The 26,506-nt window shown below is 42.0% G+C and carries 24 protein-coding genes and 1 riboswitch; of the genes, 5 read left to right on the top strand and 19 right to left on the bottom strand.

Annotated features, from left to right (window positions below):
* Window positions 1–98 precede the first annotated feature (98 nt).
* The 6 genes from BS1321_RS19710 to BS1321_RS19685 form a co-directional block, all read right to left on the bottom strand.
* Window positions 99–641 carry an RDD family protein gene (locus tag BS1321_RS19710; RefSeq protein WP_232522711.1) on the bottom strand — a complete coding sequence of 181 codons (543 nt, stop codon included), beginning with the start codon at window positions 639–641 and terminating at the stop codon, window positions 99–101.
* 12 nt (window positions 642–653) lie between these two features.
* Entirely contained in the window at window positions 654–1,655 is a 1,002-nt protein-coding gene (gene sppA / locus BS1321_RS19705) for a signal peptide peptidase SppA (RefSeq protein ID WP_063232705.1), read from the bottom strand.
* Window positions 1,656–1,961: 306 nt separating this feature from the next.
* Window positions 1,962–2,957 carry a 4-hydroxythreonine-4-phosphate dehydrogenase PdxA gene (gene pdxA / locus BS1321_RS19700; RefSeq protein WP_063232704.1) on the bottom strand — a complete coding sequence of 332 codons (996 nt, stop codon included), beginning with the start codon at window positions 2,955–2,957 and terminating at the stop codon, window positions 1,962–1,964.
* Window positions 2,957–4,249 (bottom strand): four-carbon acid sugar kinase family protein, encoded by a 1,293-nt coding sequence (locus tag BS1321_RS19695; RefSeq protein ID WP_063232703.1) that lies wholly within the window; start codon window positions 4,247–4,249, stop codon window positions 2,957–2,959. Before BS1321_RS19695 ends, pdxA begins: the two co-directional genes overlap by 1 nt.
* A gap of 28 nt (window positions 4,250–4,277) precedes the next feature.
* A complete protein-coding gene (locus BS1321_RS19690) occupies window positions 4,278–5,252 on the bottom strand; it encodes a 2-keto-3-deoxygluconate permease (RefSeq protein ID WP_063232702.1) in 975 nt (324 codons plus the stop codon).
* Window positions 5,253–5,407: 155 nt separating this feature from the next.
* Window positions 5,408–7,075 carry a sigma-54-dependent transcriptional regulator gene (locus tag BS1321_RS19685; RefSeq protein ID WP_063232701.1) on the bottom strand — a complete coding sequence of 556 codons (1,668 nt, stop codon included), beginning with the start codon at window positions 7,073–7,075 and terminating at the stop codon, window positions 5,408–5,410.
* A 333-nt stretch (window positions 7,076–7,408) separates the two neighbouring features.
* Here BS1321_RS19685 and BS1321_RS19680 point away from each other — a divergent pair, with 333 nt between their 5' ends.
* Window positions 7,409–8,209: an NAD kinase gene (locus tag BS1321_RS19680; protein ID WP_063232700.1), complete on the top strand. Its 801-nt coding sequence runs from the start codon at window positions 7,409–7,411 to the stop codon at window positions 8,207–8,209.
* Between the two features lie 35 nt (window positions 8,210–8,244).
* Here BS1321_RS19680 and BS1321_RS19675 read toward each other — a convergent pair whose 3' ends face one another.
* Genes BS1321_RS19675 through BS1321_RS19655 form a run of 5 tightly spaced genes read right to left on the bottom strand, consistent with a single transcriptional unit; the run spans window position 8,245 to window position 11,837 of the window.
* On the bottom strand, window positions 8,245–9,015 hold the full coding sequence (locus BS1321_RS19675; RefSeq protein ID WP_063232699.1) for a TatD family hydrolase: 771 nt from the start codon (window positions 9,013–9,015) through the stop codon (window positions 8,245–8,247).
* 15 nt (window positions 9,016–9,030) lie between these two features.
* Complete coding sequence (locus tag BS1321_RS19670) at window positions 9,031–9,774, bottom strand: ABC transporter ATP-binding protein (RefSeq protein ID WP_063232698.1); 744 nt, start codon at window positions 9,772–9,774, stop codon at window positions 9,031–9,033.
* The gene (locus BS1321_RS19665) at window positions 9,758–10,540 is read right to left on the bottom strand and encodes an ABC transporter permease (protein WP_063232697.1); all 783 of its coding nucleotides are present in this window, start codon (window positions 10,538–10,540) and stop codon (window positions 9,758–9,760) included. Before BS1321_RS19665 ends, BS1321_RS19670 begins: the two co-directional genes overlap by 17 nt.
* Complete coding sequence (locus BS1321_RS19660; RefSeq protein ID WP_034309193.1) at window positions 10,537–10,821, bottom strand: thiamine-binding protein; 285 nt, start codon at window positions 10,819–10,821, stop codon at window positions 10,537–10,539. Before BS1321_RS19660 ends, BS1321_RS19665 begins: the two co-directional genes overlap by 4 nt.
* An 11-nt stretch (window positions 10,822–10,832) precedes the next feature.
* A complete protein-coding gene (locus tag BS1321_RS19655; protein ID WP_063232696.1) occupies window positions 10,833–11,837 on the bottom strand; it encodes an ABC transporter substrate-binding protein in 1,005 nt (334 codons plus the stop codon).
* 134 nt (window positions 11,838–11,971) lie between these two features.
* Window positions 11,972–12,081: riboswitch (TPP riboswitch) on the bottom strand.
* Between the two features lie 313 nt (window positions 12,082–12,394).
* On the opposite strand from BS1321_RS19655, the gene BS1321_RS19650 reads away from it, so the two are divergent.
* Complete coding sequence (locus BS1321_RS19650) at window positions 12,395–13,222, top strand: protein-glutamine gamma-glutamyltransferase (protein WP_069981688.1); 828 nt, start codon at window positions 12,395–12,397, stop codon at window positions 13,220–13,222.
* A gap of 93 nt (window positions 13,223–13,315) precedes the next feature.
* Here BS1321_RS19650 and rarD read toward each other — a convergent pair whose 3' ends face one another.
* From rarD to ezrA, 7 genes are all read right to left on the bottom strand, one after another.
* Window positions 13,316–14,245 (bottom strand): EamA family transporter RarD, encoded by a 930-nt coding sequence (gene rarD, locus BS1321_RS19645; protein ID WP_063232695.1) that lies wholly within the window; start codon window positions 14,243–14,245, stop codon window positions 13,316–13,318.
* An 80-nt stretch (window positions 14,246–14,325) separates the two neighbouring features.
* Complete coding sequence (locus BS1321_RS19640) at window positions 14,326–15,927, bottom strand: amidohydrolase (protein WP_063232694.1); 1,602 nt, start codon at window positions 15,925–15,927, stop codon at window positions 14,326–14,328.
* Between the two features lie 152 nt (window positions 15,928–16,079).
* The gene (gene mbcS, locus BS1321_RS19635) at window positions 16,080–17,663 is read right to left on the bottom strand and encodes an acyl-CoA synthetase MbcS (RefSeq protein ID WP_063232693.1); all 1,584 of its coding nucleotides are present in this window, start codon (window positions 17,661–17,663) and stop codon (window positions 16,080–16,082) included.
* Between the two features lie 750 nt (window positions 17,664–18,413).
* Complete coding sequence (locus BS1321_RS19630) at window positions 18,414–18,620, bottom strand: alpha/beta-type small acid-soluble spore protein (RefSeq protein ID WP_034309203.1); 207 nt, start codon at window positions 18,618–18,620, stop codon at window positions 18,414–18,416.
* Window positions 18,621–18,702: 82 nt separating this feature from the next.
* A complete protein-coding gene (gene thiI, locus BS1321_RS19625; protein WP_063232692.1) occupies window positions 18,703–19,914 on the bottom strand; it encodes a tRNA uracil 4-sulfurtransferase ThiI in 1,212 nt (403 codons plus the stop codon).
* Window positions 19,911–21,059 carry a cysteine desulfurase family protein gene (locus tag BS1321_RS19620; RefSeq protein ID WP_063232691.1) on the bottom strand — a complete coding sequence of 383 codons (1,149 nt, stop codon included), beginning with the start codon at window positions 21,057–21,059 and terminating at the stop codon, window positions 19,911–19,913. Before BS1321_RS19620 ends, thiI begins: the two co-directional genes overlap by 4 nt.
* A 229-nt stretch (window positions 21,060–21,288) precedes the next feature.
* Complete coding sequence (gene ezrA / locus BS1321_RS19615; RefSeq protein ID WP_063232690.1) at window positions 21,289–22,983, bottom strand: septation ring formation regulator EzrA; 1,695 nt, start codon at window positions 22,981–22,983, stop codon at window positions 21,289–21,291.
* A 166-nt stretch (window positions 22,984–23,149) separates the two neighbouring features.
* Here ezrA and hisJ point away from each other — a divergent pair, with 166 nt between their 5' ends.
* The gene (hisJ, locus tag BS1321_RS19610) at window positions 23,150–23,953 is read left to right on the top strand and encodes a histidinol-phosphatase HisJ (protein WP_063232689.1); all 804 of its coding nucleotides are present in this window, start codon (window positions 23,150–23,152) and stop codon (window positions 23,951–23,953) included.
* A gap of 1 nt (window position 23,954) precedes the next feature.
* Here the strand turns inward: hisJ and refZ are convergent, their stop codons facing one another.
* The gene (gene refZ, locus BS1321_RS19605; protein WP_063232688.1) at window positions 23,955–24,611 is read right to left on the bottom strand and encodes a forespore capture DNA-binding protein RefZ; all 657 of its coding nucleotides are present in this window, start codon (window positions 24,609–24,611) and stop codon (window positions 23,955–23,957) included.
* Window positions 24,612–24,765: 154 nt separating this feature from the next.
* Here refZ and BS1321_RS19600 point away from each other — a divergent pair, with 154 nt between their 5' ends.
* A complete protein-coding gene (locus BS1321_RS19600) occupies window positions 24,766–25,245 on the top strand; it encodes a GAF domain-containing protein (protein ID WP_063232687.1) in 480 nt (159 codons plus the stop codon).
* A 572-nt stretch (window positions 25,246–25,817) separates the two neighbouring features.
* The gene (rpsD, locus tag BS1321_RS19595; RefSeq protein ID WP_063232686.1) at window positions 25,818–26,420 is read left to right on the top strand and encodes a 30S ribosomal protein S4; all 603 of its coding nucleotides are present in this window, start codon (window positions 25,818–25,820) and stop codon (window positions 26,418–26,420) included.
* Window positions 26,421–26,506 lie beyond the last annotated feature (86 nt).

The following is a 26,506-nucleotide window of genomic DNA, read 5'->3' as shown; positions in this document are numbered from 1 at the left end:
CACCCACACCCCTTCAGCCTATCATTATCGGCATATGCAAAAAAAATAAACCTGCAAAAGCGAAAATCACGCTCTTACAGATTTATGAATCGAAGAAATCATCTTCTGATCAACACAACGCCCGTGTCTGCAAAGACATCATGCAAAGCCTGTTTCTTCGGTAATAGGCCTGCCAAGAGATAGCCAATCCAAGTGACTTTTGAAATATAGCGGCCAATTAGCTCCCTGAACAATATCGTACCCCATGAAATGTTTTTTTTCTCATCCTTCAATGCAACGACTTTCAGTCCAAAAATCATCTTGCCAAGGGTTTGGTTCAAGAATTTGGTCATCAAAACAAAGTATAAGAAGAATACGACCCCTGTTAAGAAGCCCTCTGCTGAAAACCAGAGATCATCTGTCCCTTCATAAAATTTGAAGATGGGATGAATCAAAATCCGGTTCAAACTTCCGATAACCAATAGATCGGCTAAATAGGCCCAAAACCTCATCCAAAAACCAGCAAAATGTACTTTCTTGACTTCGTCATCCGCCACGGCCTTCTTGGCTGGTGTAAATTCCTGCTGCTGAACGGGAACCCCTGGATCTGCCATTAGATTGGATGAAGCGATTTGTTCATTGTTTTCATTTCGTTCCGTCATCCTTCAGCCCCCCTATTCCGCATACAAATACATTAAGCGTGGAGAATTTGAAGAGGAAAGGATTTTTGTCAAGACTGCCGTTTCCACATCATTTCCCAACATTTTTTGTGCACCCATACTGAATAATGAACCGAAACCTGCCTCATCTGTATAACGGATTACTTGAGCATCCTTTTTACCGATATCAGTTTTCATCGCGGCAATTACATCATCCAAATGGCCGAAATCATCGATTAGATGGTTTTCTTTAGCCTGACGTCCATCATAAATGCGGCCATCGGCTATTTCCCTTACTTCCTTCTCTGTCATACCGCGTCCGTCTGCAATCACTTTTACAAATTGATCATAAGAATTATTAATCATATTTTGCAGTATTTCACGTTCTTCCCCAGTCATTTCCCGGGTCGGGCTCATAATATCTTTGTGTGGTCCGCTTTTGATGGTTTCGAACTCAACACCATACTTCTTGGCCAGCTTCTCGTAATTATACCCATGCATGATGACGCCAAGTGAACCCGTCATCGTTTCTGGGCTGGCGTATATCTTATCCGCTGGTGCAGAAATATAATATCCACCGGAAGCCGCCATTGACCCCATGGAAACATAGACAGGTTTTTTCACTTTCTTGATATCAAGGATCTTGTCATAGATCTCTGCACTTTCGACGACACCGCCGCCTGGAGAATTCACCCGAAGGATGATTCCTTTGATATCATCATTTTCCTCTGCCATCTTCAGCTTATCCATGAAGGCACGGTGATTATATGTTGCTGAACTAAGTAATGAGGCTTCTCCTGTATCTTGAATCGTGCCCTCTACATCAAATACGGCAATAACATTTGAGTAATCATCACCTTCTATGACTTCCTCGTAAAATGCACTTTCGGAAGCAAATAGTTCATCAATGATATTTTCCGTATCCGCTGTAAATAGAGTCGTAGCCGCCCCTACAGCAATAGAGACAAAAAATAAAACGGCTGCGATTCCAAGTGCCGCCCAACGCTTTCCATTCATCTGTTTTCCCCCTTAAGATATATGTATCCTTCTTACCATACGAACTAATGACGAAAATGTTTCATTCCATGATAAACTAAGACATATAAAATTGTAGCAAATAATCCTCTAATTGGAAATGCATTGGTGCATTTTGCACAATCTCCATTTATATTTCTCTCCATTTATACAAAGAGAGATCACGATATACACGGAAATAAATATTCTTTTTTCCCCAATTTATTCTTAGCAGGAGTAGTAAATGCCTTAAACGGAAAATCAGCCAAACTTAAAAGCTGCCGGGATTCATCCCGGCAGCTTCTATATTTATTGCTTTGGAGCTAATTCAATTGCTGACTGAATGGCCGCAAGCATACTTTTTTCATCAGCGATGTTCTTCCCAGCGATATCAAAGGCTGTACCATGATCTACGGAAGTTCGGACAATGCCGCCTTTGAGCCCTACTGTAATATTGACCCCAGCCTCAATTCCCATAACCTTTATAGGGGCATGTCCCTGATCATGATAACAGGCAATGACAATATCAAAATCTCCACGGCCAGCCCTGAAGAACAATGTATCTGCAGGAAGCGGCCCGCTTACATTGATTCCCTCACCCTGTGCCCTTTCTATTCCAGGCATTAATTTCTCTTCTTCTTCACCATTTCCAAATAAGCCATTTTCCCCTGCATGAGGGTTTATACCACAAACGGCAATGCTTGGGTTTTGGAAGCCCGCCTTTGTCAGCGTTTCATGTGCAAGCTTAATCACTCTGTACGTCCGCTCAGGATTAATGCTTTCGATAGCTTCAATCAGCCCCATATGAGTCGTCAGATGGATGACCTTTAAATTGGGAGTAGTTAGCATCATCGAAAAGTCATCTGTACCTGTAAGGTCAGCAAGAATCTCTGTATGGCCAGGATACATATGACCACCTTTGTGAAGCGCTTCTTTATTCAAAGGGGCGGTACAAATTGAATGAATCTTCTTCTCCTTTGCCAAGTCGATGGCCTTTGCCAAGTATTGAAAGGCACCGTCTCCTGCTATTGCAGAAACCTCTCCAAACGGAAGATCCAAAGGTAGGATATCCAAATCCAGAACATCTAGCGAACCGAACTCATACTTTGCCTCTGCAGGATCTTTTATGGCATGCACCATCCCCTCAAAGCCTACGATAGGCTTTACCTTTTCTATTATTTTCGCATCTCCGATAATAAGCGGCCTGCACTGTTGATACACCTCAACGTGAGCCAATGCTTTTACTATAATTTCCGGGCCAATTCCCGCCGCATCTCCCATAGTAATTCCGATAATGGGTCTCATCAAGCATTCTCCCCTTTCAACTTATTCATCGCATGGATAAATACGTCCTCTGAACCAAATCCTCCAGCTTTCGTGACGACATAAATAGCGTCATTACCTAAGAATTTGGAGATAGGAACTCCTATTTCCAGTTCATCCAGCAATTCGAAACCTTTTACATCCCATAGATTGCATATTTGCTTGGCTGTATCGCCGCCGGTCATTGTCACACCTTTAAAATATTGTTTCTCTAACAGGACAGAACATACTGTTCCAATCGCTTTCACAATCTCGTTACTGACCTGAGTATGAGTAAGTCCTTTAGATTCGCCTGTTTTCCAAGCCTTTTCAATATCTGGTTTTTCTGCAGTGGAATAAATGACAACATCGTGCCCTTCTGCTGCCATTTGGATGGCCTCATGATAGACTCTCCTGATTTCCTCTGTTCTTTCCCGGTCGTCCCCTACAGCTTTATGGGACTCGAATGATATCGCATGTACCTGGGTCTGTTCCAACATTTTTTTCAATTGTTTCCGTGAATTCTTATTTACACTTCCGATCACTGTAAGAACCGGCAAAGTTGAAATAGGGATATTCAATCGATTTTCCTTGTGTGGAATGGAATAATGGTCAGGCAGGTAATTGGCGATCCCTGCCGATCCCGCCCAGGCCACTTCAAGATTCATTTCTTTTGTATAATTCAATATGTCCTTCAAATGCTGCTCTTCAGTTGCATCGATGATGATATACGTTATCGAATCCTCTGTAAACCCTTTTAACTTATCGTTCACATGGTTTTTGCCTTTTTCCAAATCCTTCACTGTAATTGTACCAATTTGATGTGATGTCTGGGCACCAATCAACTCTGGCAGATATGATTTTGTCACAGGCGTTTTTGGATCCTGGGAAATCTCTGTTTCTCCAAGAGGAATACCATTTAAATAGTGGGTAGAATCCAGAATGGATCTTCCATTTTTAGGATATCCTGGAGCAATCATGACTAAATCCGGTTTTATAGCATCATACATGGCATCAATTTCAGCACCGATATTTCCGCGCATTGTCGAATCTAGCTTTTTGAAGATCGTTGAGAAGCCAGCCCGCTTTAGAAAATCTGCTGCTGCCTTGACTTTATCGTAAGCATCTTGCCTCTCCAGGGAGCGGCTGTCCGTATCAAATACGACGGCATCATAATTCCTTACATTTTCTTCATCCAACCCAAATAGTACGGTCGTTTTAAGACCATGTCGAGCTAATTGGACACCGCTATCATTGGCACCCGTTAAATCATCCGCGATGATCGCTAATTTCATTTCAATCCCCTCCAAAACATGGGCTAGCCTAATTATTGTATTTAGCCACTCCACCCTTCTTATCCAAGTGCTTGGATAGGAAGCCGATGAATATCGGGAGAAGGATAGCTGTTGTCACAACACTTGCTGCAATTTGTACAGTAGCAAGCTCTGCATGGATTCCGAATGAAGCATTCGCTGCCACGATAGCCACCGGAGTCCCGACAGCGTTACCCGCAGTGGAACCTTCAGAAGCACCGACAATCGGGTTCCATCCTATCCATTTAAAGATCAGATACCCTCCTCCACCAGTTAGGAGAACTGTAATCACACCAAGTAATACCCCACTTAATCCCCCTTGGATTATCGCTGTGAAATTAATCCCCATTCCTAATGAAAAAGCAAAGAACGGAACAAGCTTATCGCTTCCTTTAGAAAGAAAATCTTTCATCTCGGAATCTAAATTCCCTAATACCACCCCGACTAGCAGCGGAAGCAATACGGCAATGAACGAAGTTGGAGAGAACATGCCATCAGCGAAGCCCATTGTCCCGAAAATAGCAAGCGCTACCATTGTTAAGAATGGACCGTCACTTAAAGCGAGAAATGGGTAAGCGGCCTTGTCTTCTTCCTTTCCATACTGACCGGCTAATGCAATATAAAGCCCGCCATTGGAATTTGTCATGGCAGCAATAATTGCCAATGGTGCCATTCCTAAAAACAATCCGTTACTATCGGCCAGCCAGAATCCAAGTAGGCCGACCAGTGCTCCTAACACCCACTTATATGTTAAAAGTGTAACGCCCTTTTTCACCGAAGTGCCTGCTGTACGAAGATTGATTTGCGTTCCGGCAATTAAAAGGAATAATGCTATCAAAGCACTTGAACTGTTCACGAACAGTGCTTCCGTAAAACCGCCAATCCTTAATAGACTAGGAAATAATGTATTGATAGTGGCTGCCAGCAATAGCGGAACAACCATCATCCCCCCTGGGATACGATCAAGCGTTGCTTTAATTCTCATAATAAAAACCCCTTTGTTTTATTATTAAAGCGCTTACAATGTTTATATTAAAATATGATGTTAATAAAAGCAACACTTACAAAAATATTAAACTACCTTTAATGAAAATAGTTTAAAAATGCAACAATTTGATCAAAAAAAAAGCAAACTTAAAGTCATTCTTTAAGTTTGCGCCATAATGTTGCCCGGTTGATCCCCAATCGTTCGGCAGTTTTCGTTTGATTATAATTTTCCTCTTTCAGAACTCGCTGAATGATATACTTTTCCATTTCTTTTAGCGTCGCTTTTTGTGAAACGAAGATATCAGTCGGAATGTTATTATCTGCTATTATTTTCTCAATGGTTTCCTTTCGTATCACATACTCTTTTTCATTTAAGGCTATTTGCTTAATTAACTGTTTTAAATCGTCGATGTTGTTAGGATACGAATACTCTTCCAGAAGAGCAAGGGCATCACTTTTTATATTCATAGCTGTCGTTCCATACGTTTGATGATAATAGGATAAGAAGAATTTCGTTAAGTTTCCTATATCGCTCTTACGTTGCGATAAATCCTGCATATGAATCGTGTTTATTGCAAAATTTCCAGCAATGGCTTCGTTGATTTGAACATTTGATACAATGAATATCGATAGATTTTTTCTGCAGCAAGTGCTTAGAAATTCTCTTAATGGTTCATAATCCTGTAGACAATCGATATTCTTCAAAGTTATGGTGCGGATATGCTCAAGAGGCAACTTGTTAAGATCGGCTTCCTTGAATTCTTCGAAATCAATTATAAGGAGCTTTCCATTTTTTGTTTGTTCATTATGTATTTGATTTACAAGAAACTCTTTACCCGTCCCTCGATTTCCTTTTAATTGAATGATTTCATGGTTCTTATAGAGTGCTGTTACATTATTTATCAGAACGGTATCCATGGCAATCGGTTCTGATATAGAAGCTGCCTTGATCTGCACACCTTTTTGATCGAATCGTTTCACAGGACTCGCATCTAATACATAAACCCCATATGACGAGTACAAACCATCATGCCAAAAGCCGTCCACCTCTATACTGCTGCCATCCTGTGAAAAACTGGTATGAAGCTGCTTACTTACGTTCACTTCTCCATTCATGGTTCTATATTGATCATCGCTCAATGGGTTGGAGTCAAAATCCGTTAAATGCTCATAGACGATTTGATTATCACTATTTAAAATGACGATATTATGGACTTCTTTGACTAAAAGCCTTTCAAACATCCTATTGATGTCGCTTTTGTATTGAAGATAGGTAATCATTTCCCTAGCATCATTGATGGCCCTTATGATTGATTCCTTTCCCGATTGAATGAGGAATCCTTTCATTCCATAAGAGATGGTTGTATTTATTGTAATCACATCACCAACGATCTGTTTATAACCCTCGTTTTTCAAAGTCAAAATGAGAGGAGCTACATCTTTTGATTCACGGACCGTATATACCTGTAAAGGAAGGTCCAATAAGTCGATAATCGATTGGGCGCCTGATGTTATGTTAGAAAATCCTACGATGGCCGTTTTATCTTTAAGCTCACTGGCTAATGTCAGGGAACGAATCATATCATAACCGGAAAGGTGCATGTCGATCACTGGAATATTGACGGACCTCTTAATTAACTTGGCCGTTCCTCCCCTGCTGATTATGGCATCCGCTCCGTTTTCCTCTTCCATTTTCGCAAGTTCGACACCCTTTTCCAAGTCGCCTATCGAATACCCTATTTCTAAATCTGGATAAAGAGGCACACACGCTTTTATAATTGGAATCATTGATTCATACGGGGCAATGATATGTACTTTCATATACATAACCTACTTTCTTATATATCCGAACCCTATTCTCCATTTGGTAATATACCCTTTGTATGGCAGGGATTGAAAGAGCCCTTATTGAGAATTAATTATACCATCATTCTATTTTCACTTCCTAAAAAGAACTGCTTCGCTATCCAGTTAATCATTCTTTCTTTTCGATACTGCTTCCTCAAACGAATAACAAAAGTGCGTCATTCCATGATAAACTATGTCATATAAAAGTGTACGAAATGAGCAGCTGCATTTAGTACTGGCGGGCTTTCCCTTCTCAAAAAGAAAGGAAAGCCCTTTCATCACCATACATAATAGGGGGGTAACATGATGAACACTCGAAGGAATATTTATTTTTTCCATGCACCGAATGCAGAGATGCTTAGCAAGGTTGAATACTTGTCAGACTTGGCGAAGCAACATTCGTATGAAGTCATCCAGGATTTCACAAAAGCAAACATCATCGTAAGCATCGGTGATGACGGCACATTCCTGCAGGCAGCCCGTAAAACCGGGTTCAGGGATGACTGTTTATATGCAGGCATTTCCACCACAGGTAACTTGAATATGTATTGCGATTTCCACTTGGAAGACAGTGATAAAATGATCGATGCCATGACAAGAGAGCAAATCGAGGTGCGTAAATATCCAACCATCGATATCCAATTGGACGATCAGCCCTCCTTTTATGCCCTTAATGAACTCAGTATCCGGTCTTCCATCACCAAAACGTTCATCATGGATATTTTCATTGATGAACTCCATTTTGAAACTTTTCGCGGGGACGGAATCATCATTGCGACTCCGACAGGAAGCACCGCCTATAATAAATCGGTCAATGGGGCCGTTGTCGATCCCCTTCTCCCTTGCTTTCAAGTGAGCGAGCTTGCTTCCATCAATAATAATACCTATCGGACCTTAGGTTCCTCATTCATCCTAAGCGGTGATAAGACGTTGACAGTCCACCTTGAACAAAACGGACCAAGTTATCCGATCATCGGAATGGACAATGAAGCCTTAAGCATCGACCATGTCGAAAAGGTAAAGGTCCGGTTAAGCGGTAAAGTCATCAAGACCGTTAAGCTAAAAGACAATTCCTTTTGGGAAAAGGTTAAAAGGACCTTTCTATAACGAACTAAAGGTACCGGGTATGATAACCGGTACCTTTATATATAATAAAAATCTTTCGTATTTTGATAAAGGATTTCATAGACATCCTCAATCGGCAATCCTTTAATCGAAGCAATTTGACGCACACTGTCATGCATCATGCCGGGATGAGTCCATTTCCCATTGAAAACCCCTTCAAACGGCCATGGGCCATCCGTTTCAATCATCATCAGCTTAAGTGGATATGCCGAAACTAATTCCTGTATTTCCCTTTCATAACAAACATCAGGTGTAATCGAAATGCTGTAGCCCTTTTCGGCCATTCTTTCGACTGTCCGGATATCGCCTTTAAACCAATGAAAGTGTGCCTTTGTGATTTGATGCTTATCCAAAAGGTCGCAAACGATAGGTGCATCGTCATGGACGGCATGAAGGATAACCGGCTTTTCAACCTCTTTAGCTAAGGTCATGAACCTCTCCAGTATCACTATATACGCTGAGTTATCAATATCGGGATTTTCCTGTCTTAAGTAATAGGGCAGCCCAACCTCACCTATGGCAACCATATCTTGACAATGTTCCCGCATCCAGTTCAATAATTCGTTCACTTCTTCATCACTCGGGAGGGGCTGCTCTGGATGAAAGCCAAAGGCAGGCTTAATTCGTGAATCTTTGAGTGAAAGCTGATAATTGTTAATGGAAGAAGACAAATTCATGGAAACAGTCAGCAAGGATTCAATATGAACCTTTTCCATGTCTGACAGAATCTGCTTCCGCTTAACAACATCATACCGATCCAAATGGATATGACTGTCGATGATTCTCAAGTTTAATCGCCTCCCCTAAGTAGAAACAGTTGGCTTTAGTGCTGCATATAATTCTCTCTTCATATTAAAAAATTCATCACTAAGAAGCTGTTCTTCTCTTCTTGGCCTTGGAAATGGAACTTCCACTTCTTTGATGACAGCAGCCGGTTTTGCTGATAACACATAAATTCTATCTGATAGGAAAACCGCTTCATCTATGCTATGAGTAACAAAAAGTACCGACCTCCGATTTTCTTCCCAAACCGACAACAGCCATTTTTGCATTTGCAATCTTGTCAGTTCATCCAAGGCAGAAAAGGGTTCGTCCAGGCACATCAAGTCCTGTGGACTTAAGATACTCCGAATGAATGCGGCCCTTTGCTTCATGCCTCCAGATAATTCATGCGGATATGCTTTCTCGTACTCTTCTAATCCAGCTTTCATCAAAAGGGTTTTTGCCTTTTCTTTATCTCTGCTCCCAGCAAGTTCACTTCCAAGCAAAACATTTTCCAATACAGTTCTCCAAGGTAAAAGAGAAGGCTGCTGAGGCATATAGCTGATATGGCCCTTTAAGCCATTTATCTTTTTACCATCCAGTGAAATGATGCCATGTTCCGGCTTCAAAATACCGCCGATCAAGTGGAACAATGTACTTTTACCGCTGCCCGATGGCCCAAGGATCGTGACAAATTCCCCATCACCCACATGGAAATTCATATTCTCTAATATATTCTGTTTACCATCGAAAGAATAGGAGACGTCATTAATTTCCAGCTTCATCCTTTTCGCCCTCCTTTCTCTTCCAAGAAACTAAGTATTTCTCCAGGAAGGTGATGATTCCAAAAAAGATCAGACTCATTCCCATAATGATGAAAATGGCAACAAACACCCGATCTGTCCTGAACGCAGAGGAAGCGAGAGTCATATAAACACCAATCCCCGATTTTGCCCCAAGCCATTCCGAAATAACCGCACCCATTACACTATAGGTGGCCGAAATTTTCAGGCCGGAGAAAATGAACGGGATCGAGTGAGGAAGTTCCAGCTTCCAAAATAACTGGTTTTTTCCCGCTCCCATCATCTTGAAATAATGCTTAAGTTCGTATGGTGTCTGACGAAAACCGTCCAATGATGCAACCGCAACCGGAAAAAAACAAACAAGCGAAATCACTATTAACTTAGGCAGCATGCCAAAGCCAAACCAGATCACCAACAGCGGCGCCAAAACTATGATAGGTATATTTTGTGATAGTATGAGCAGAGGATAAACCGCGTCCTTCACACCTGGAAATAGGTGTAAGATTGCCGCGATTAATAAGCCGATGCAGCTTCCAATAAAAAAACCCGACAACGCAAGCTCGGTTGTGGATATAAGGTGTCCGTAAAGATTGCGGGACGACTCAATTCCTTCCATGAAAATGGCCGATGGAGCGGGAAGCAGCCATTCTTCAACTTTCAATAAGACTGTCACTGACTCCCATACTATCAGCAACAATAATAAAAGAAAGAAGGGAGCCCCCTTCTTCCAAATTCCCCTTCCGATCATGCCCGATATTTCTCCGTTAGCGTATCCATCGTAATCCCGCTTGGCTGATATAATATTTTCACTTGGGAAATGACATTCGGTGATCCTATTTCAATCATTCTTACATTCATTTTTTCTATCACGGCAAAAAGTTCGGAAAGCTCACCCTCCATTGTCGTTTCAAGCGGGTGAACCTCATACTTGACACCTGATTCTTCAATGATCTTGATTGCTTCATCCACCATAGGGATGACATTTTCCCCTTTAGGAATAATTTGTATGCTAATTAATGAATTGGCCATTGTATTTCCTCCTATTTTGGTAAAAATTCATTGGTAAATGCCTTTTCAGGATCGAAATCACCTTCAAGAAGCTTATTTTCAGTCATCCAATCACTGTAATTCTTCCAGATTTCAAGCTTTTGTTCACCCCATCGCGGAGCATCATCCTGATACTTGGCTGCAAGCCACTCCTGGCTTTTCTTCACTAGTTTTGCATCAAGATCCGGTGCAGACTTAATTAACATGTCTGCAGCATCATCAGGATTCTTAATCGCAAACTGGTACCCTTTCGATGCTGCATGAACGAATGCTTTAACCGTCTCGGGATCCTCTTTTATCATTTTTTCATTTGTTGTCAAAACAGGCGTATAGTAATCAAGCTTATCAGAGTATTCGGTTAAGTAAACCATATTAAGCTTTTCATTTCGCAACTCAGCCTCAATGCCTGTCCATCCATAATAAATCCAGGCAAAATCAATATCCCTTTTAACCGAAGTGAAAAAATCCGTGTCTCCTGTATTGACTATGTCCACTTTATTTACATCCGCATTCTCTTTTTTCATGAGTGAATCTATAATGGCCTTTTCAACTGGAGACCCCCAGCCACCATACGTTTTCCCTTCAAAATCCTTGGGAGTTTTAATGTTCTTTGCCTCAGGGGAAGCAAATCCAGAGGTATTATGCTGGATGACGGCAGCTACCGAAACAATCGGTACGCCTTGCACGCGGGCCTGCGTAATGCCCTCCTGGTAACTCACGCCAAATTCAGATTTCCCTGAAGCGACAAGCTTATCAGCTCCAGCTTCACCTGGCATGATAATTTCTACATCAAGACCTTGTTCTTTAAAATAACCCTTTTCCTTGGCTACATACAATCCTGTATGGTTTGTATTCGGTGTCCAATCAAGCACGACCGATACCTTTTTTAATTCTTCATTTCCTTCATTTTTAGATGCTTCTTCTTTTTCATTAGTTCCGCCTGCACCGCATCCAGCCAAAAGGAACAACGAAGTTAACAGTGGTAAGAATTTATTCAAGTTATTATCCTCCTACACATCATATAAGATCCATATGACGGAACCATAATGGGGCTCCAGGGTCTATTCAAATACTGGATAAAAAAGCAAAAAACGCCCGAAGATGAATTCGGACGTTAACATACAAAACAGAAAGTCAGTAATAATATGTTCCCTCCGCTGGCATCATCCAGATCAGGTTCAAAGAGTCAGCATCTAAAGGACGCAATCTCAGCCAGCAGTACTGGCCCCCCTACATTTCTCGCACATATGATCTTTTCTCTCTCATTATATCAAGTCATAGGGAAAAAGGAATACTAATTTGCTTCTTCTCACTAATTGGAAAGGTATTCCTTGCACTTTATGATATCTAGCAAAACAACTCTTGGAACGAAAATCATTGAAAGCAAAATAATACTGCCGCTTTTCATTCCAATCATTCTTGGCTGCAACGGTGGCTGACACGTTCCAAATAGTCATTTCTTTGCTGGCATTCATATAATGAGCATTACCTGTAGACATTTTTGTTTACTGGTTTTATAAACCCTTAATTTCATAAGTAAAAGGTGGATATGATCATGATAAAGATTAATCACAAATGGTTAGATGTCAGTCAAATCCAACCAGGAATAGCATCTGCTAAATCGCTTGAAATTCTCCAATTGCTGGCGGAAGATTCTAACGTTTTTGAATACCGGAACTTTGGAGAGTTTAATTTCGAGATACAACTGAGGAACCGAGTCATTGAGGCAGCTTATGCTTTGGACAAAAGTGATGCAGAATTTTCCACACTTGAGGAATCGGAATGCAATAAACAATATTGGCGCCTTTCAAAGGATGGCACCTTTACACTTCAGCCAGGGATTCTCCCTCATGCTGCACTCGTTGACATTTTCATAAATGGAAGGCTTTATGCTTTCGAATGCGGGACAGCGATAGTCGTCACTTTTTTAAAGGCCATTTTGGATTTGATCGGCCCTAGGAATTTCGACTATCTTTTTTCAGACCTATTTTTATATGACTTTCGCCCTCCACAGAATATGGCTCTCATTATTCATCAAGGAAGGGATTATTTGCCAGGTGATTGCGTTTACTTCAAAAACCCTGATCACGACGAGGCAACCCCTGAATGGCAAGGTGAAAATGCCATATTATTAGGGAGAAACCTCTTTTATGGCCATGGGATCGGGATTACCAGTTCACAGGGAATCATCGATGAATTAAATAGCAATAGAAGGCCGAACGCCACCATATCGGCATTCCTGACAGATCATATCATTTTCCTGGATAGTTCCTTCTATAGACAATTCCAATTAAATATCCCCCGTGCAAAGCCCGATCACAGTCCTGTCAGCCTTTCCAATTGTATTGTTTCTGAAATAGGTCCGAAGATTTACCTTTCATGACCCCGGCATTTTCCCTATGCCGTAAAACCGTTTTATTAAATACCGGCATAAAAAAATGCTTGGGGAGAGATCTCCCAAGCATTTTTTTCTTATTCACGCACCAATTTTCCCTTTGCCTTTGAACCTGCGGGCACTTGCCTGACCCCATTTCGTTATGGATAGTGTATAAACAGCCAAGGCTGACCATATGAACAAAAAGGCTAAAAGATGTGCTTTGGTAAAACTTTCATGATAGACGAATACCCCGATCAATAAAGATAAGGTCGGAGCGATATACTGAAAAATGCCAAGCATCGATAACGGGATCTTCTCCGCCCCTTTTGCAAAATATAAAAGAGGCAACGCCGTGACAATCCCGCCGCCCACCAACAGCAAGCTAGTGCTTCCCGCTGTAAAGAATTGCATTTCCGATCGGTTCATCAAGTATATCAGGTAACCCAGCGCCAGAGGCGTTACCATCATCGTTTCGAGCATCAGCCCGATCGCCGATTCGGCCTTGATCATTTTTTTTGCCAGACCGTATAATCCAAAGGTCATGGCCAAAACAAGTGAGATCCACGGGATCGTGCCGAAATGAATGCCAAGGATCAAGACTCCGATTCCTGCAAGCAGGAAGGAAATGATTTGGGCCCCGCTCAATTTTTCTTTTAAGACTATCACTCCCAATAGTACACTGACTAGCGGATTGATATAATATCCAAGACTCGTGTCGAGGATCCGTCCAGAGTTAACGGCCCAGATGAACACTCCCCAATTAGCTGTAACAAGTAGTGACGCAGTAAGTAATGCCGCAAAGAGTTTCGGATTTCCCATTATGTTTTTGACATAATCAAGAAACGCTTGCCATTTTTTCATGAACATCAATAAAACCAGCATGAACACGAAAGACCATAATACCCTCTGAGCCAAAATTTCCGTTGCACCGACTCCCTGAAGGAACTTCCAGTAAATCGGCACGACTCCCCACATCATGTAAGAAAGGGCTGCATAGATCGCCCCTTCTTTTTGTTCATCCACTTTCATAACCTGCCTTCTTTCCATTTACATTCCTTTATCTAATTCCATCTAACAATTTTGTATGTCCACTTCTTTTTTTGCAACTGTTATTTTTTATCATACATGATTTTGTCATCGATGACCGTCATGACGGCCTCGGCTTTTAGGAGATCATCCGCCGCAGCAGCAAAGACATCCAGATTAAACACAGTAAAATCGGCATCGTACCCTTTAATGATCACACCGCGACGTTTTTCCTGGCCGATTGCTGCAGCACTCCCTTTTGTATACAGTGCGAAGGCCTCGTAAACGGAAAGCCTTTCACCCAAGCCATATACGGTACTGTCCTCACTGTTGATTTTCATCCTTGTGACAGCTGCATGAATGCCCAAAATTGGATTCAATGGCTCAATGGGGGCATCAGACCCGCCCGCACAAATGATGCCCAAATTCAAATAGGTTTTCCAGGCATAAGAGGACTCCAATAGATTGGCTGGAACCTTTTCTTCCACCCACGGAAAATCGGATGGGACGAAACCCGGTTGGATATCAAAAATTACTGGCAGCTTTGCCGCCCGCTTCAACAGCTCCGGCCGGACAATCTGCGCATGGATGAGCCGGTCCCTCTGTCCCTTTTTCGGGGGGAGGGCTTCAATTGCATTCAAGACGTATTCAAAAGCGAGATCGCCAATCGCATGGACAGCGATCGGCATTCCGGCATCCCTTGCTTTTTTCACCCATTCCTGAAGCTCGTTTTCAGTGAATATCGCGACTCCATTCGTATTCTTTTGATCTACATAAGGCTCGCTCAACAGGGCTGTGCGTCCGCCTAAGGAGCCATCGGTAAATATCTTCATGCTGTCGAACTTGATATATCGCGTACCTTTCTGATAGCCGCCGCCTGCTGCCAGCATTTCTTCAAACGCTTCGTGATGGACGAGTAAATTGGCACGAAAGGCCATTCCCCGTTCCTCGATCACTGATTTAAACGCCTGATATGTCGGCATAAAGCCATTGTAATAATGGAGGTCCTCAGTATGTCCGCCAGTCAAACCTAGCTTATATGCGTCTTCTATGGCCTCTGTGAGCGCGTTTTCGATATACTCTTGATCAATGCCGGGAAGACTGTCTAAAATAAGGTTCTGCGCCTGACTTTCTTTAAATAAACCATTTAAACGTCCGTCAGGATAACGGCAGATCACCCCGCCTGAAGGTTCTTTAATATCTTCTTTAATATCCGCTTCCAAAAGGGCACGGGAATTGACCACCAAGGCATGACGGCAGATCCTTTTCAATACGATGGGATGTTCGGTCGATATCGCGTCAAGCTCATCCCGTAATATCAATTCAGGACTCGGCCATTCGTTTTCATTCCACCCTTCGGCCACAATCCACTTTCCAGCCGGGGTCTTTGAGCACTTTTCCTTCAAGGATTTCATGATTGACTCCCTGCTATCCATCAAAGAGAGGTCTAAACGAAGCAGCCTTTCACCATGCCCGACCAAATGAAGGTGACTATCCACTAACCCTGGCAGCATCGTTTGTCCTTTTAAGTCGATTTCCCTGGAAATATTGCCGGCATATTCATTTTTCAAATAGTCCAGGCTGCCGGTATCAACAATTACCCCCTTTTCAGTGAAGACTGCCTCCACTTGATCGTTTTCTTTAACCATCGTATAAATCGACCCATTGAACCATAACGTTCCCATTCCGGCTTTACACTCCTTATTAAATGATTGTTACTATGCAGATATGCAGTAAGTGTACCATCTCATATCACGAATTCCCATATTTATGCTTTTATCCAAACCCCTTTTATAAAAAAAACGCCAGCCGGGTGGGCTGACGGTAATGCTTTCAATCAATTGTTAAGGAGTGCTTCTTCCCTTTTCCGTAAATCCACCCGTTTGATTTTACCCGATGTCGTTTTGGGCAGCTCTTCTAAAAATTCGATTTTCCTTGGATATTTATATGGGGCAGTCAATTCTTTCACGTGCGTTTGGAGCGTCTTGATTAAGTCTTGGCTGTTCGGATCGATATCATCCATCAAGACTACATATGCCTTGACCACATTTCCCCTTATTTCATCAGGACTTGCGATAACTGCACACTCTTTAACATATGGATGCTTAACGAGTGCATCTTCCACTTCAAACGGTCCAATCGTATATCCCGAGCTGATGATGATATCATCAGAACGACCCTCAAACCAGAAATAACCATCCTCATCCTTTTTCGCTTGGTCGCCGGTGATATAATAGTCCCCACGGAATTGCTGTGATGTTCGCTCGGGATCTTTAAAATATTCTTTAAAGAGAGCAGGTGTATCGACATGTACGGCAATATCCCCCACTACGCCAGGAGAACAAGGTTTACCGGAATCATCAATGATTTCAACATGGTTGCCCGGAGTCGGTTTGCCCATGGAGCCCAATTTAATTTCCATGCCTTTCGTTACACCTACCAAAAGGGTATTTTCGGTCTGTCCATATCCATCACGCACTTCAATGTGGAAATGGTTTTTAAAGACCTCGAACACTTTTTGATTTAAAGGCTCTCCCGCTGATACAGCACTATGAAGATGCGATAAATCATAGTCATCAAGGTTATCCACCTTTGCAATCAATCGATACTCGGTTGGTGTGCAGCATAATGCATTCACTTTATAGTCCTGAAGCAGTTGCAGATATTTTTTTGCCTCAAACTTCCCATGATAGGCAAGGCCGGTCGCTCCTGTTCCCAGAACCGCCAGGAAAGGACTCCAGATCCACTTTTGCCAACCTGGGCCTGCAGTGGCCCAAACCACATCCGTTTCGCTGATGCCGAGCCAGTTTGCAGCAGACGTTTTCAAATGAGCATAAGCCCATCCATGTGTATGGACGACCCCTTTTGGATTTCCTGTCGTTCCGGAAGTATACGATAAGAACGCCATATCCGCACTCTTCGTGTCGGCCATAGTCAGCTGATCGGATTCCTCATCGGCAAGCTCATTCAAATCCAGCCAATTTTCGATTCGTTTTCCGATTGAAAATTTCAGGAGGCTTTCCGCTCCTTCTATTTCATTCAATTCATGAGTATATTCATGATAACTGATGATTCCTTTGACATCACCATGGTTGACTCGATACTGCAAGTCCTTCGCACGAAGCATTTCAGAACAAGGTATGACAATCATGCCAATTTTCAATGCGGCTAAATACACTTGATAAGCTTCCACCAAACGTGGGATTATGATAAGGACCGTATCCCCTTTACCCAGTCCTTTTTTCTTGAAAGCATTTCCAATTTTATTTGCACTTTTTAATAAACTCTCATATGTAAGTTGTTTTTTATCTCCGGTTTCGTTCTCCCAAAGTACGGCAACTTTACCTGGATCTTTTGCATAACGTTCCATTTCACTCACTAAGTTGTAATGTTCCGGAGCCAATAAGTCTTCACGCTTCATATTCTTCCCCTCCAATTATGAACTCTTAGTACCTACTCATTATACAAGATACTTCTCTAATATTTCTATTTATTTTTACAAATAAATAAAGAGAGCGGGTGTTGGAACCCGCTCTCTTTAGCCTGTAGACAAACTCGAAGAAAAGTGAGTTTGCCTGCAGTTTTTTATTAATAAACGTTTCAGTTGATTTCAGAAATCCGCTCCCTTTCCGCCGACTGTCTGCCAAGCCTCCTCGACGCAAGCGTCTGTGGGGTCTCGGCTAGCCAGTTATTCGGCAGGAGTGTCGCAAATTTCTTCAATCCAATAAGAATTACACTAAAAAACCATTAAGGATAATTTAGTCTTGTTTTAAAATCATGGATCGGCATTAGACCATTCCGAACCTCGATAATAGACAAATTCTAAGAAAGCCAGTTTGCCTGCAGTTTTTTATTAATAAACGTTTCAGTTGATTTCAGAAATCCGCTCCCTTTCCGCCGACTGTCTGCCAGGCCTCATCAAAGCAAGTTTCTGTGGGGTCTCGGCTAGCCAGTTATTCGGCAGGATTGTTGCAAATTTCTTCAATCTAACGAGATTTCATATTATATAAAACAGTAAAAGATTATGTAGTATAACAAAGTCTTATTCGATCGTTAACGCACTTTTTTGACATACACCGCACTGCACTTTATTCGGCTGTCCACGAATTTTATCCGCAAACTTAAAGAGAGCGGGTGTTAGAACCCGCTCTCTGTAGCCATATTTATTAAATTATCTGTTGAATCCTCCGCCTAATTGTTGTTCAGCCATTTGAACAAGGCGTTTTGTGATTTCTCCACCAACTGAACCGTTAGCGCGAGATGTTGTGTCGGCACCAAGTTGTACGCCGAATTCTGTAGCGATTTCATATTTCATTTGTTGTAGAGCTTGTTCCACTCCAGGTACCAATAATTCGTTTGAGCTGTTGTTGTTTGCCATGTGTTTTTCACCTCCTTGTGATTATAGAGTGTGTTAAAACACATGGCTTCATTCGCACTATTTTATTGGTAATTACAGGATATTAAAATAAGTCTTCCATCGCTTCTTCCTTATCGAAAGTCTGACCAGGTTTAACTGTCAATACTTCTGTTTCGGAGACTGCTTTTTCAATCAAGGAATCAAAGTCGACGAAGCTTTCATAGTAATTGACTTTTTCACGTTTCGGTTTCGTTTTTGGGCTTGCCGGCGTAAAGACCGTACAGCAATCCTCATACGGCAGATTGGATATTTCAAAAGTATCAAGCTCTCTTGCAATTTTGATGATTTCTGTCTTATCCATGGTAATCAGCGGACGCAGGATTGGTGTATTCGTCACCTCATTGATGGCAAACATGCTGCTCATCGTCTGGCTTGCAACCTGTCCAAGGCTTTCACCGGTAATCAGTGCCATGGCTTCTTCCTTTTCACGGATTCGATCGGCGACCCGCATCATTAAACGACGAGTTGTAGTCATTGAGTAGTTTTCCGGGATTTGTTTTTGAATCAATAATTGGATTTCCGTAAATGGAACGATATGCACTTTCATGCTTCCATTTATTTCTGCCAGCTTGCCCGCCAAATCAATGACCTTTTGACGTGAACGTTCGCTCGTGAACGGTGGGCTGTAAAAATGGATCGCTTCCACGTCCAATCCCCGTTTCATCGAAAGGAAGCCCGCAACAGGGCTATCAATCCCGCCTGAAAGCATCAGCATCCCCTTTCCGCTTGACCCGAATGGAAGACCGCCTGCCCCCTGGATGATTTCACCTGTCAAATACACGGCTTCGCGTCTCACTTCCACTAGCAGGTTCAAATCAGGGTTCTTTACATCCACTTTTAAATCTTCTGTATTTCGAAGCAAATGCCCGCCGATCGCCCTGTTAATTTCATCGGTATTATATGGGAAATCCTTATCCGCGCGTTTTGTCGTGATTTTGAACGTGTTTACCTCTTCAAGAGTATGATTAAGGTAATACAATGCTGCCGTTTTCATCACTTCCAGATCACGCTCTATTTTTATCGCAGGGCTTAATGACTGAATTCCAAAAATGCCTTTCAATCGGTCAATGACAGGCTTATGGTCCGCACCGTTCAGGAGTACGTACATCCGCTCCCGGTTGGCTGTAAGCACTACGCCTTCTATATCTTTTAAACTCCAGCGGATATGTGCCTTCATTTTTTCTACAAAGCCTTTACGGTTTCTTTTTTTCGTGGAGATTTCTCCATAACGGATAATTATATGATCAAATTTCATTTTGCAACCCTCATTATTTTTTCTAAATTAGCGACTATTTTCTGTATCGCCGCCAGAACTTGCTTTGCTTCTTCCATTTCATTGCCATAGGTAGTACTGATTCGGATGACGCTTTCGGAACGAGCTGAATTATGGAACATCGCATCCACCGTTTTGCTTATCGTCCTTTTTTTCGAAGAACAGGCACTAGTCGTCGAAACATATATTCCTTCCGATTCAAGTGCATGCAGCAATACCTCGGATTTAAGTCCCGGAACGGAAAAATTCACAATATGGGGTGCACCCTCTTCGGGACTGTTAACCAACACCCCGTCCATTTCCTTCAAACCTTTATATAAATAAGTTTTGATTTGCTGCAGCTTATCATGATACATCAATTGATTGTTCATACTAATACGCAAAGCCTTCGATAAGGCGACGATTCCCGCGACATTTTCGGTGCCGCTCCTGATTTTCGTTTCTTGATTGCCACCATGGAAAAGCGGATCGACCCGAACGCCTTCACGAACATAAAGGATGCCCGTCCCCTTCAAGCCGTGCACCTTGTGGCCGGAGATTGTACATAAATCCACATTGGCATCACGCAATGATAACGTAACTTTGCCTGTACCCTGAACATTATCGACATGAAAGAGCACGTTTGGGTATTGTTTTAACAATTTGCCCACTTCAACAATCGGCTGTATCGAGCCAACTTCATTATTAACATGCATGATGGAAACCAAAAAGGTATCTTCCCTCAATGCATCCTTAAGATCCGTTACATCAATTTGCCCAAATTCGTAAACTGGAAGATATGTGATCTCATAACCCATTTTCGTCAATGATTGGCATGCATCTTCTACAGAAGGATGTTCAATCGCTGTCGTGATTATGTGTTTGCCGCGATTTCCCTGAGAGTGGGCGGCCCCTTTAATGGCAAGATTATTTCCTTCCGTCCCCCCGGAAGTGAAATATATTTCCGAACTCTTCACCTTCAATAAATCAGCGATCTGCTTTCTTGCAGCGGAAAGCAGTTTTTCGGATTGCACCCCAAGTCCATGAAGTGAAGAGGGGTTCCCGAAATAGTCCGAAGTTACCTTCATGAATGATTCGATTACTTCGGGATATGGTTTTGTTGTTGCACTATTGTCAAAATAAATCATGGGTTCACCTTCCATGTTTTTGTATCTATGATGATCACTCTACTAAATATTAGTTTCAATGTTGCTGTTGCAACTTCTAATATTAACATAATTGAATTTGAAAGAGAATGTAAAACACTGGTCCATGAATGATAGGAGACCTGCTTCTTTTAATTCCCGCAGAATGATTTAACTTCCCACCTATCTATTCAGGGGCCGGTAAAAGAAAAAAACCCGCCATGGCGGGTTTTCAGGAAAGGACTTCTTCTATGTTCGCCCCGATTTTTTGTAAACTGCCTGGGTCGACCTTTTCTATGGCGGTGGCTGCCGTTTCCAATGCGGCTTGATATTCATAGCTTCGGAATTTGGCTTCCGCTTCCCTTAGGCTCTCGGCAACCATATCGTGACTGCTTCGATAGCGATTTCCGAATTGGATCACCTTTTCGGCCAAATACATATGTTCGATCAATTCTTGCGCTTTTTCGTGGACCCTATTCACCTGTTGAACCGCTTTTTCCAAATAAATATAAACAGCGGCCATCTCAAGCGGCTTTTCTTCAAGTTTCCCCTGAACGTCATCCATGCATTCTTTAGCGTCCTGAAGCACCACTTTATACTCTTCTGGAAGACCTGGAATATTACTTTTTGCAATTAAGCGTCCAGTATCGACCATTTTGCGTTTCAATTCGGCCAGTGAATCCCTGGCATCCATTTCATCTTTTCGTAAAGCCTGTAATTTAACGGTAAAGTCTTTCTGATTTTCCTGTAATTCCTTCAACTGTACAGCCAGCCCCTGCATCTCTTCGCTGATAAGGGAGCTTGCCATCACATTATCCTCCATTTTCAAGTTGAGCAATTGATGGCGTTTCGAAATCTGGGCAATCTGCTTTTCCATTTTCCGTTGTGCATCGAGCTCATTTTCCGTCAGATGATACGTGTGTTGAACATGTATGGTTTCAACTTTAAGTTTATCGTTTTCATATTCTAGGTCACTTATCGTTTTCCTAAGAACTTCATCATTTTTCAAGATATACTGTTTTGAAAGTACTTCTTTTTCCAAAAGGTCATAAAGCACCTCAATGCTTTCACGCATTTCTTTAATGCCTTTTTCCACGGCTTCCGTTTCGGCATTTTCCAATTGTGTTTTATATAATTCCAGTTCCTCCTCAAGCCGTGATATTTCCTGCTCGAATTGGATATGGCTCAACTGATACCCTTGTCCTGACATCTCCTCATAACCATCCTTCAATTCATGAAGCTGGGAATGCAGCTCGGATTGGCTATCCACCAATAATTTAGGGAGCATTTCCATTTTAACTGACAGAACCGCCAATTTTTCCTTAATGGATAGAACAAGCTCCCTCGCATTCAAATAATTGCCGTTCACCGTCTCTTCTTCATACTTCTGAAGGATCTGCAATACTTCATCCAAGGAATTTTCCAGCTTATCAGCCGCTTTCCCATAATTATGCCTGTGTGCAAGCAAGGATTTCTTCAATTGACGGTAGGACTCTTTGATATCCTCAATTTCCAATCGATTCTTTTCCTCACTGCCTACGAGTTCATTCAGTTCGTATAAGATCTTTTTGATCATTTCCTCGATTTCATTCAGCTTGACTGTAATTTTGCGCTGTACCTCTTTTGAACGGCTGAAACGGTATTTATCTACGAATTCCTCGGCATCGAATAAAAGTTCTTCGACTTCGGGCATATGATCCGTAATGATGGCGTCCCATTCAATGCGCCAGTTTTCGAACATTTCCTCTGTTTCACCTGTCATATTCAATTGTTTGACTTTAGAAAGCTCTTCCAGCACGGGGCGGTGCGTGATGCTTATTTTCCAGGATTCCAGTCGATCGATTTCTTTAAAATATCTCTTTTTGAAAAAATAACCCCAAATGATGAAAATCAAAATTAATACAATTACCCCAATTATGTAATCCATGGTAAGCCCCCTGTTCTAGTCCTTACAGTCTTGCTCGTTTATATCAATTTTAAAAATGTTAAATTTAATGCTTTTATGATACCATGTTAGCAATAATTTTTGACGAGAAAAATGATTTTTTTGTAGAAAATTGCTACAAATACCTGTTTTTTGGGAGGGAAGGACTATGAAAGCTGACGGTCATGTGCACACTCCGTTTTGCCCTCACGGCTCTACGGATAAATTCGATGAATATATTACGCGGGGAATCGAGCTAGGATTAAAGGAAATCACATTTACGGAACATGCTCCATTGCCACGAGATTTTCAAGATCCTACGCCTGAAAAAGACAGCGGCATGGACGCTGCCCTGCTCCTGGATTACTTTCAAGAGCTCCGCGTACTGAAAAAACGCTATAAAGACAAAATCCTGATCAAAACAGGTCTGGAGGTTGACTTTATAGAGGGGTATGAAAAAGAAACAAAAGAATTCCTCGACGAAATCGGAGAATTCCTTGATGATAGTATACTTTCCGTCCACTTCATCAAGCATCAAAACAGTTGGCATTGCATCGATTTCAGCGAAAATGGGTTTGGTGAGATTGCCAATGAACTAGGTTCAGTGGAATCGGTGTATGCCAAATATTACGATACGCTGGAAAAATCAATAGAAACTGATTTAGGCATTTATAAACCAAAACGGATCGGGCATATTACGCTTGTCCATAAATTCCAGCATCGATATCCGCCGGCATCAAGTTTTGACGAGCGTGTTTACAAGGTTCTCGATATGATCAAGGCTCAAAGGTATGAACTAGATTATAATGGGGCCGGGCTTGTAAAGCCGCTATGCGGTGAACCCTACCCTCCTGAACGATTTGCAAAGCGTGCTTTAGATCTCGGCATTCCGCTTATTTACGGTTCCGATGCCCATCAGGCTAAAGATTTGGGTCAGGGTCATCAGGCACTGATTGCAGGGTTCAATGGTTAACTCATGTATACACTTTAGGCCGGCCGGCTAACAGGGGCTGTAGGTCTTCGGCGATGAAAAGGGTATCTTGCAGAAAACGTCCGACTTCATTGGCATAAATATTCGTGTAATAGGCTTCCTGCGGGAAGACATGAAGCACATCCATCGCATAATGGGTATGCAGGACAGGGGCCGTCAATAAACCCTTCAACTGCAGCATATACATGGGTACGGAGACCTGCTGGAAACTCCTGCTCTTGATCCCTTGTTCCAAAACATATTGAAAATAAGACTTTTCCTTTGTAAAATAAGTCGAATGAATTTCGCGGTTTAAATTGGAATCGAGTGATGATTCCCCATATATGAACCGTGCAGCAAGGAAGTTTTCCCTCTGGAAAGCGAGAATATCCTTTACAAGATTCATCAAGCAATGCTGCGGGCCTTTAAGTTCCAGCAGTGTCATGTTCGTCTCAAGGACCAGGATATATTCTTCTAAATAGGAAGTGAAACAGAATTCCAGCAACCCCTGCTTATTCTTGAAATAGTAGGCAATATTCGCAGCGTTCACTTTCGCTTTATTCGCAATATCCCGTATGGATGTAGCATGATAGCCTTTTAAATGAAATAAATGCAATGCAGCTTCCACAATGGCTTGTTTCGTTGGCGTCTGGCGATTCATTCAGGCAATCCCTCGCTTTCTTTGAGACAAGTCTTGTGGACTACTTCTGCACGGAAGAGCCTGAATCCTTTAGTAAGTTCTCGACAATTTCCCAACAATAAAGCATCATGATTAGAAAGTGCTGTAAAAATATGCGGAAGACAGGTGAACGCTTTTGTTTAATGTCGAAATGTATCAAGGAAAAAAAGAAAAAAACTATGAACTGGTCCAAAAACAACTACTTGCCTTAATCGAAGATGAAACGAACCAGATAGCCAATTTAAGCAATGCGGCAGCTTTACTTAATCAGTTTCTCGATGAGATTAACTGGGTCGGCTTTTATTTATACGAAGAAGGCCAATTAATACTTGGACCCTTCCAGGGCCTTCCAGCCTGTGTCCGCATTCCAATGGGCAAGGGCGTATGCGGAACTTCAGCGGCAACTGAAAAAACCCTGCGCATAGAGGATGTCCATCAATTCCCTGGACATATCGCCTGCGATGCGGCATCAAGATCTGAAATTGTCATACCGCTCATGAAGGATGGAAAATTGTACGGTGTCCTCGATATCGACAGCCCGGTCACGGACCGTTTTGACGAAATGGATCAGCAAGGACTTGAAAAGTTCGCTGAAATCCTTTCCAACCATCTATAAAATTTAAAGGGAGCGGCAATCCTTGCCTGCTCCCTTTTCCATTCCAGGACCCCATGTACATGTACCCGGTCCTTTCCTGAATTCTTCGCAATATATTACGCCTCATCAGCCCTTTTGACATTTTTAGAGAACCTTCTGATATTTCACTTTGAAATGATGCAAAAGAAACAGAATTGAACCACACCCATGGCAAGGGCTCCCAAGAAATGTCGGAAACCATCCATGATTTTTGTATTCATTATCTCATTATAAGGCTTGCAATGGAAAAATCCTCCATAAAAAATTTTTTTAAAAAATATTGTATTTCCTTGCTGCGATTCTCTTTATCTATTCCTTAATTAATCACAACTGTCCTTGACTCATTGAGCAGAATATTATACAATACTCCTTGTGTAAAATATTGCAGCCTATGTGACAGCCTTTATGTTCTCATTTTGTTCCTCAATACAGAGGTGTATCTCGTAACTCTCTGCTGCTAGGGCGAAGGTACATGAAAACAAAATGGTCATGATCGTACATTCACACGGTTTTTATTTTACCAAAATAAAAACATTTAAAGGAGGAGTCATCCTATGGCTCGTTATACTGGCCCAAGCTGGAAACTATCCCGTCGTTTAGGAATTTCCCTAACAGGTACTGGTAAAGAATTAGAAAAACGCCCTTATGCTCCAGGACAACATGGTCCTAACCAACGTAGAAAAATTTCTGAATACGGAATGCAACTACAAGAGAAACAAAAACTTCGTCACATGTACGGAATCACTGAACGTCAATTCCGTTCAATGTTCGACCGCGCTGGCAAACTTAAAGGTGTTCATGGTGAAAACTTCATGATTCTTCTTGAATCACGTCTTGACAACCTAGTTTACCGTCTTGGTTTAGCTCGTACACGTCGTCAAGCACGTCAACTTGTTAACCACGGTCACATCACTGTAGACGGAAGCCGCGTAGACATTCCATCTTACAAAGTGTCTCTTGGACAAACAATCGCAGTTCGTGAAAAATCACGCAACTTCTCAATCATCAAAGAATCAGTTGAAGCAACTAACTTCGTTCCTGATTTCCTTACTTTCGATGCTGAGAAATTAGAAGGTACTTTCACTCGTTTACCAGAACGTTCTGAATTGCCTGCTGAAATTAACGAAGCTCTTATCGTTGAGTTCTACTCTCGTTAATAACTTCAAAAACCCCATCCTTGGATGGGGTTTTTTTTTTGCAACTAAACACCCTTGCATGACAAAGCCCGGCTGGGATTCAGCCG

The sequence above is a fragment of the Peribacillus simplex NBRC 15720 = DSM 1321 genome (genome assembly GCF_002243645.1).
In the GTDB taxonomy this organism is placed as follows: domain Bacteria; phylum Bacillota; class Bacilli; order Bacillales; family DSM-1321; genus Peribacillus; species Peribacillus simplex.
The sequence above is the reverse complement of the archived record's forward strand: the minus strand, read 5'-3'. Positions and strand labels throughout refer to the sequence as shown.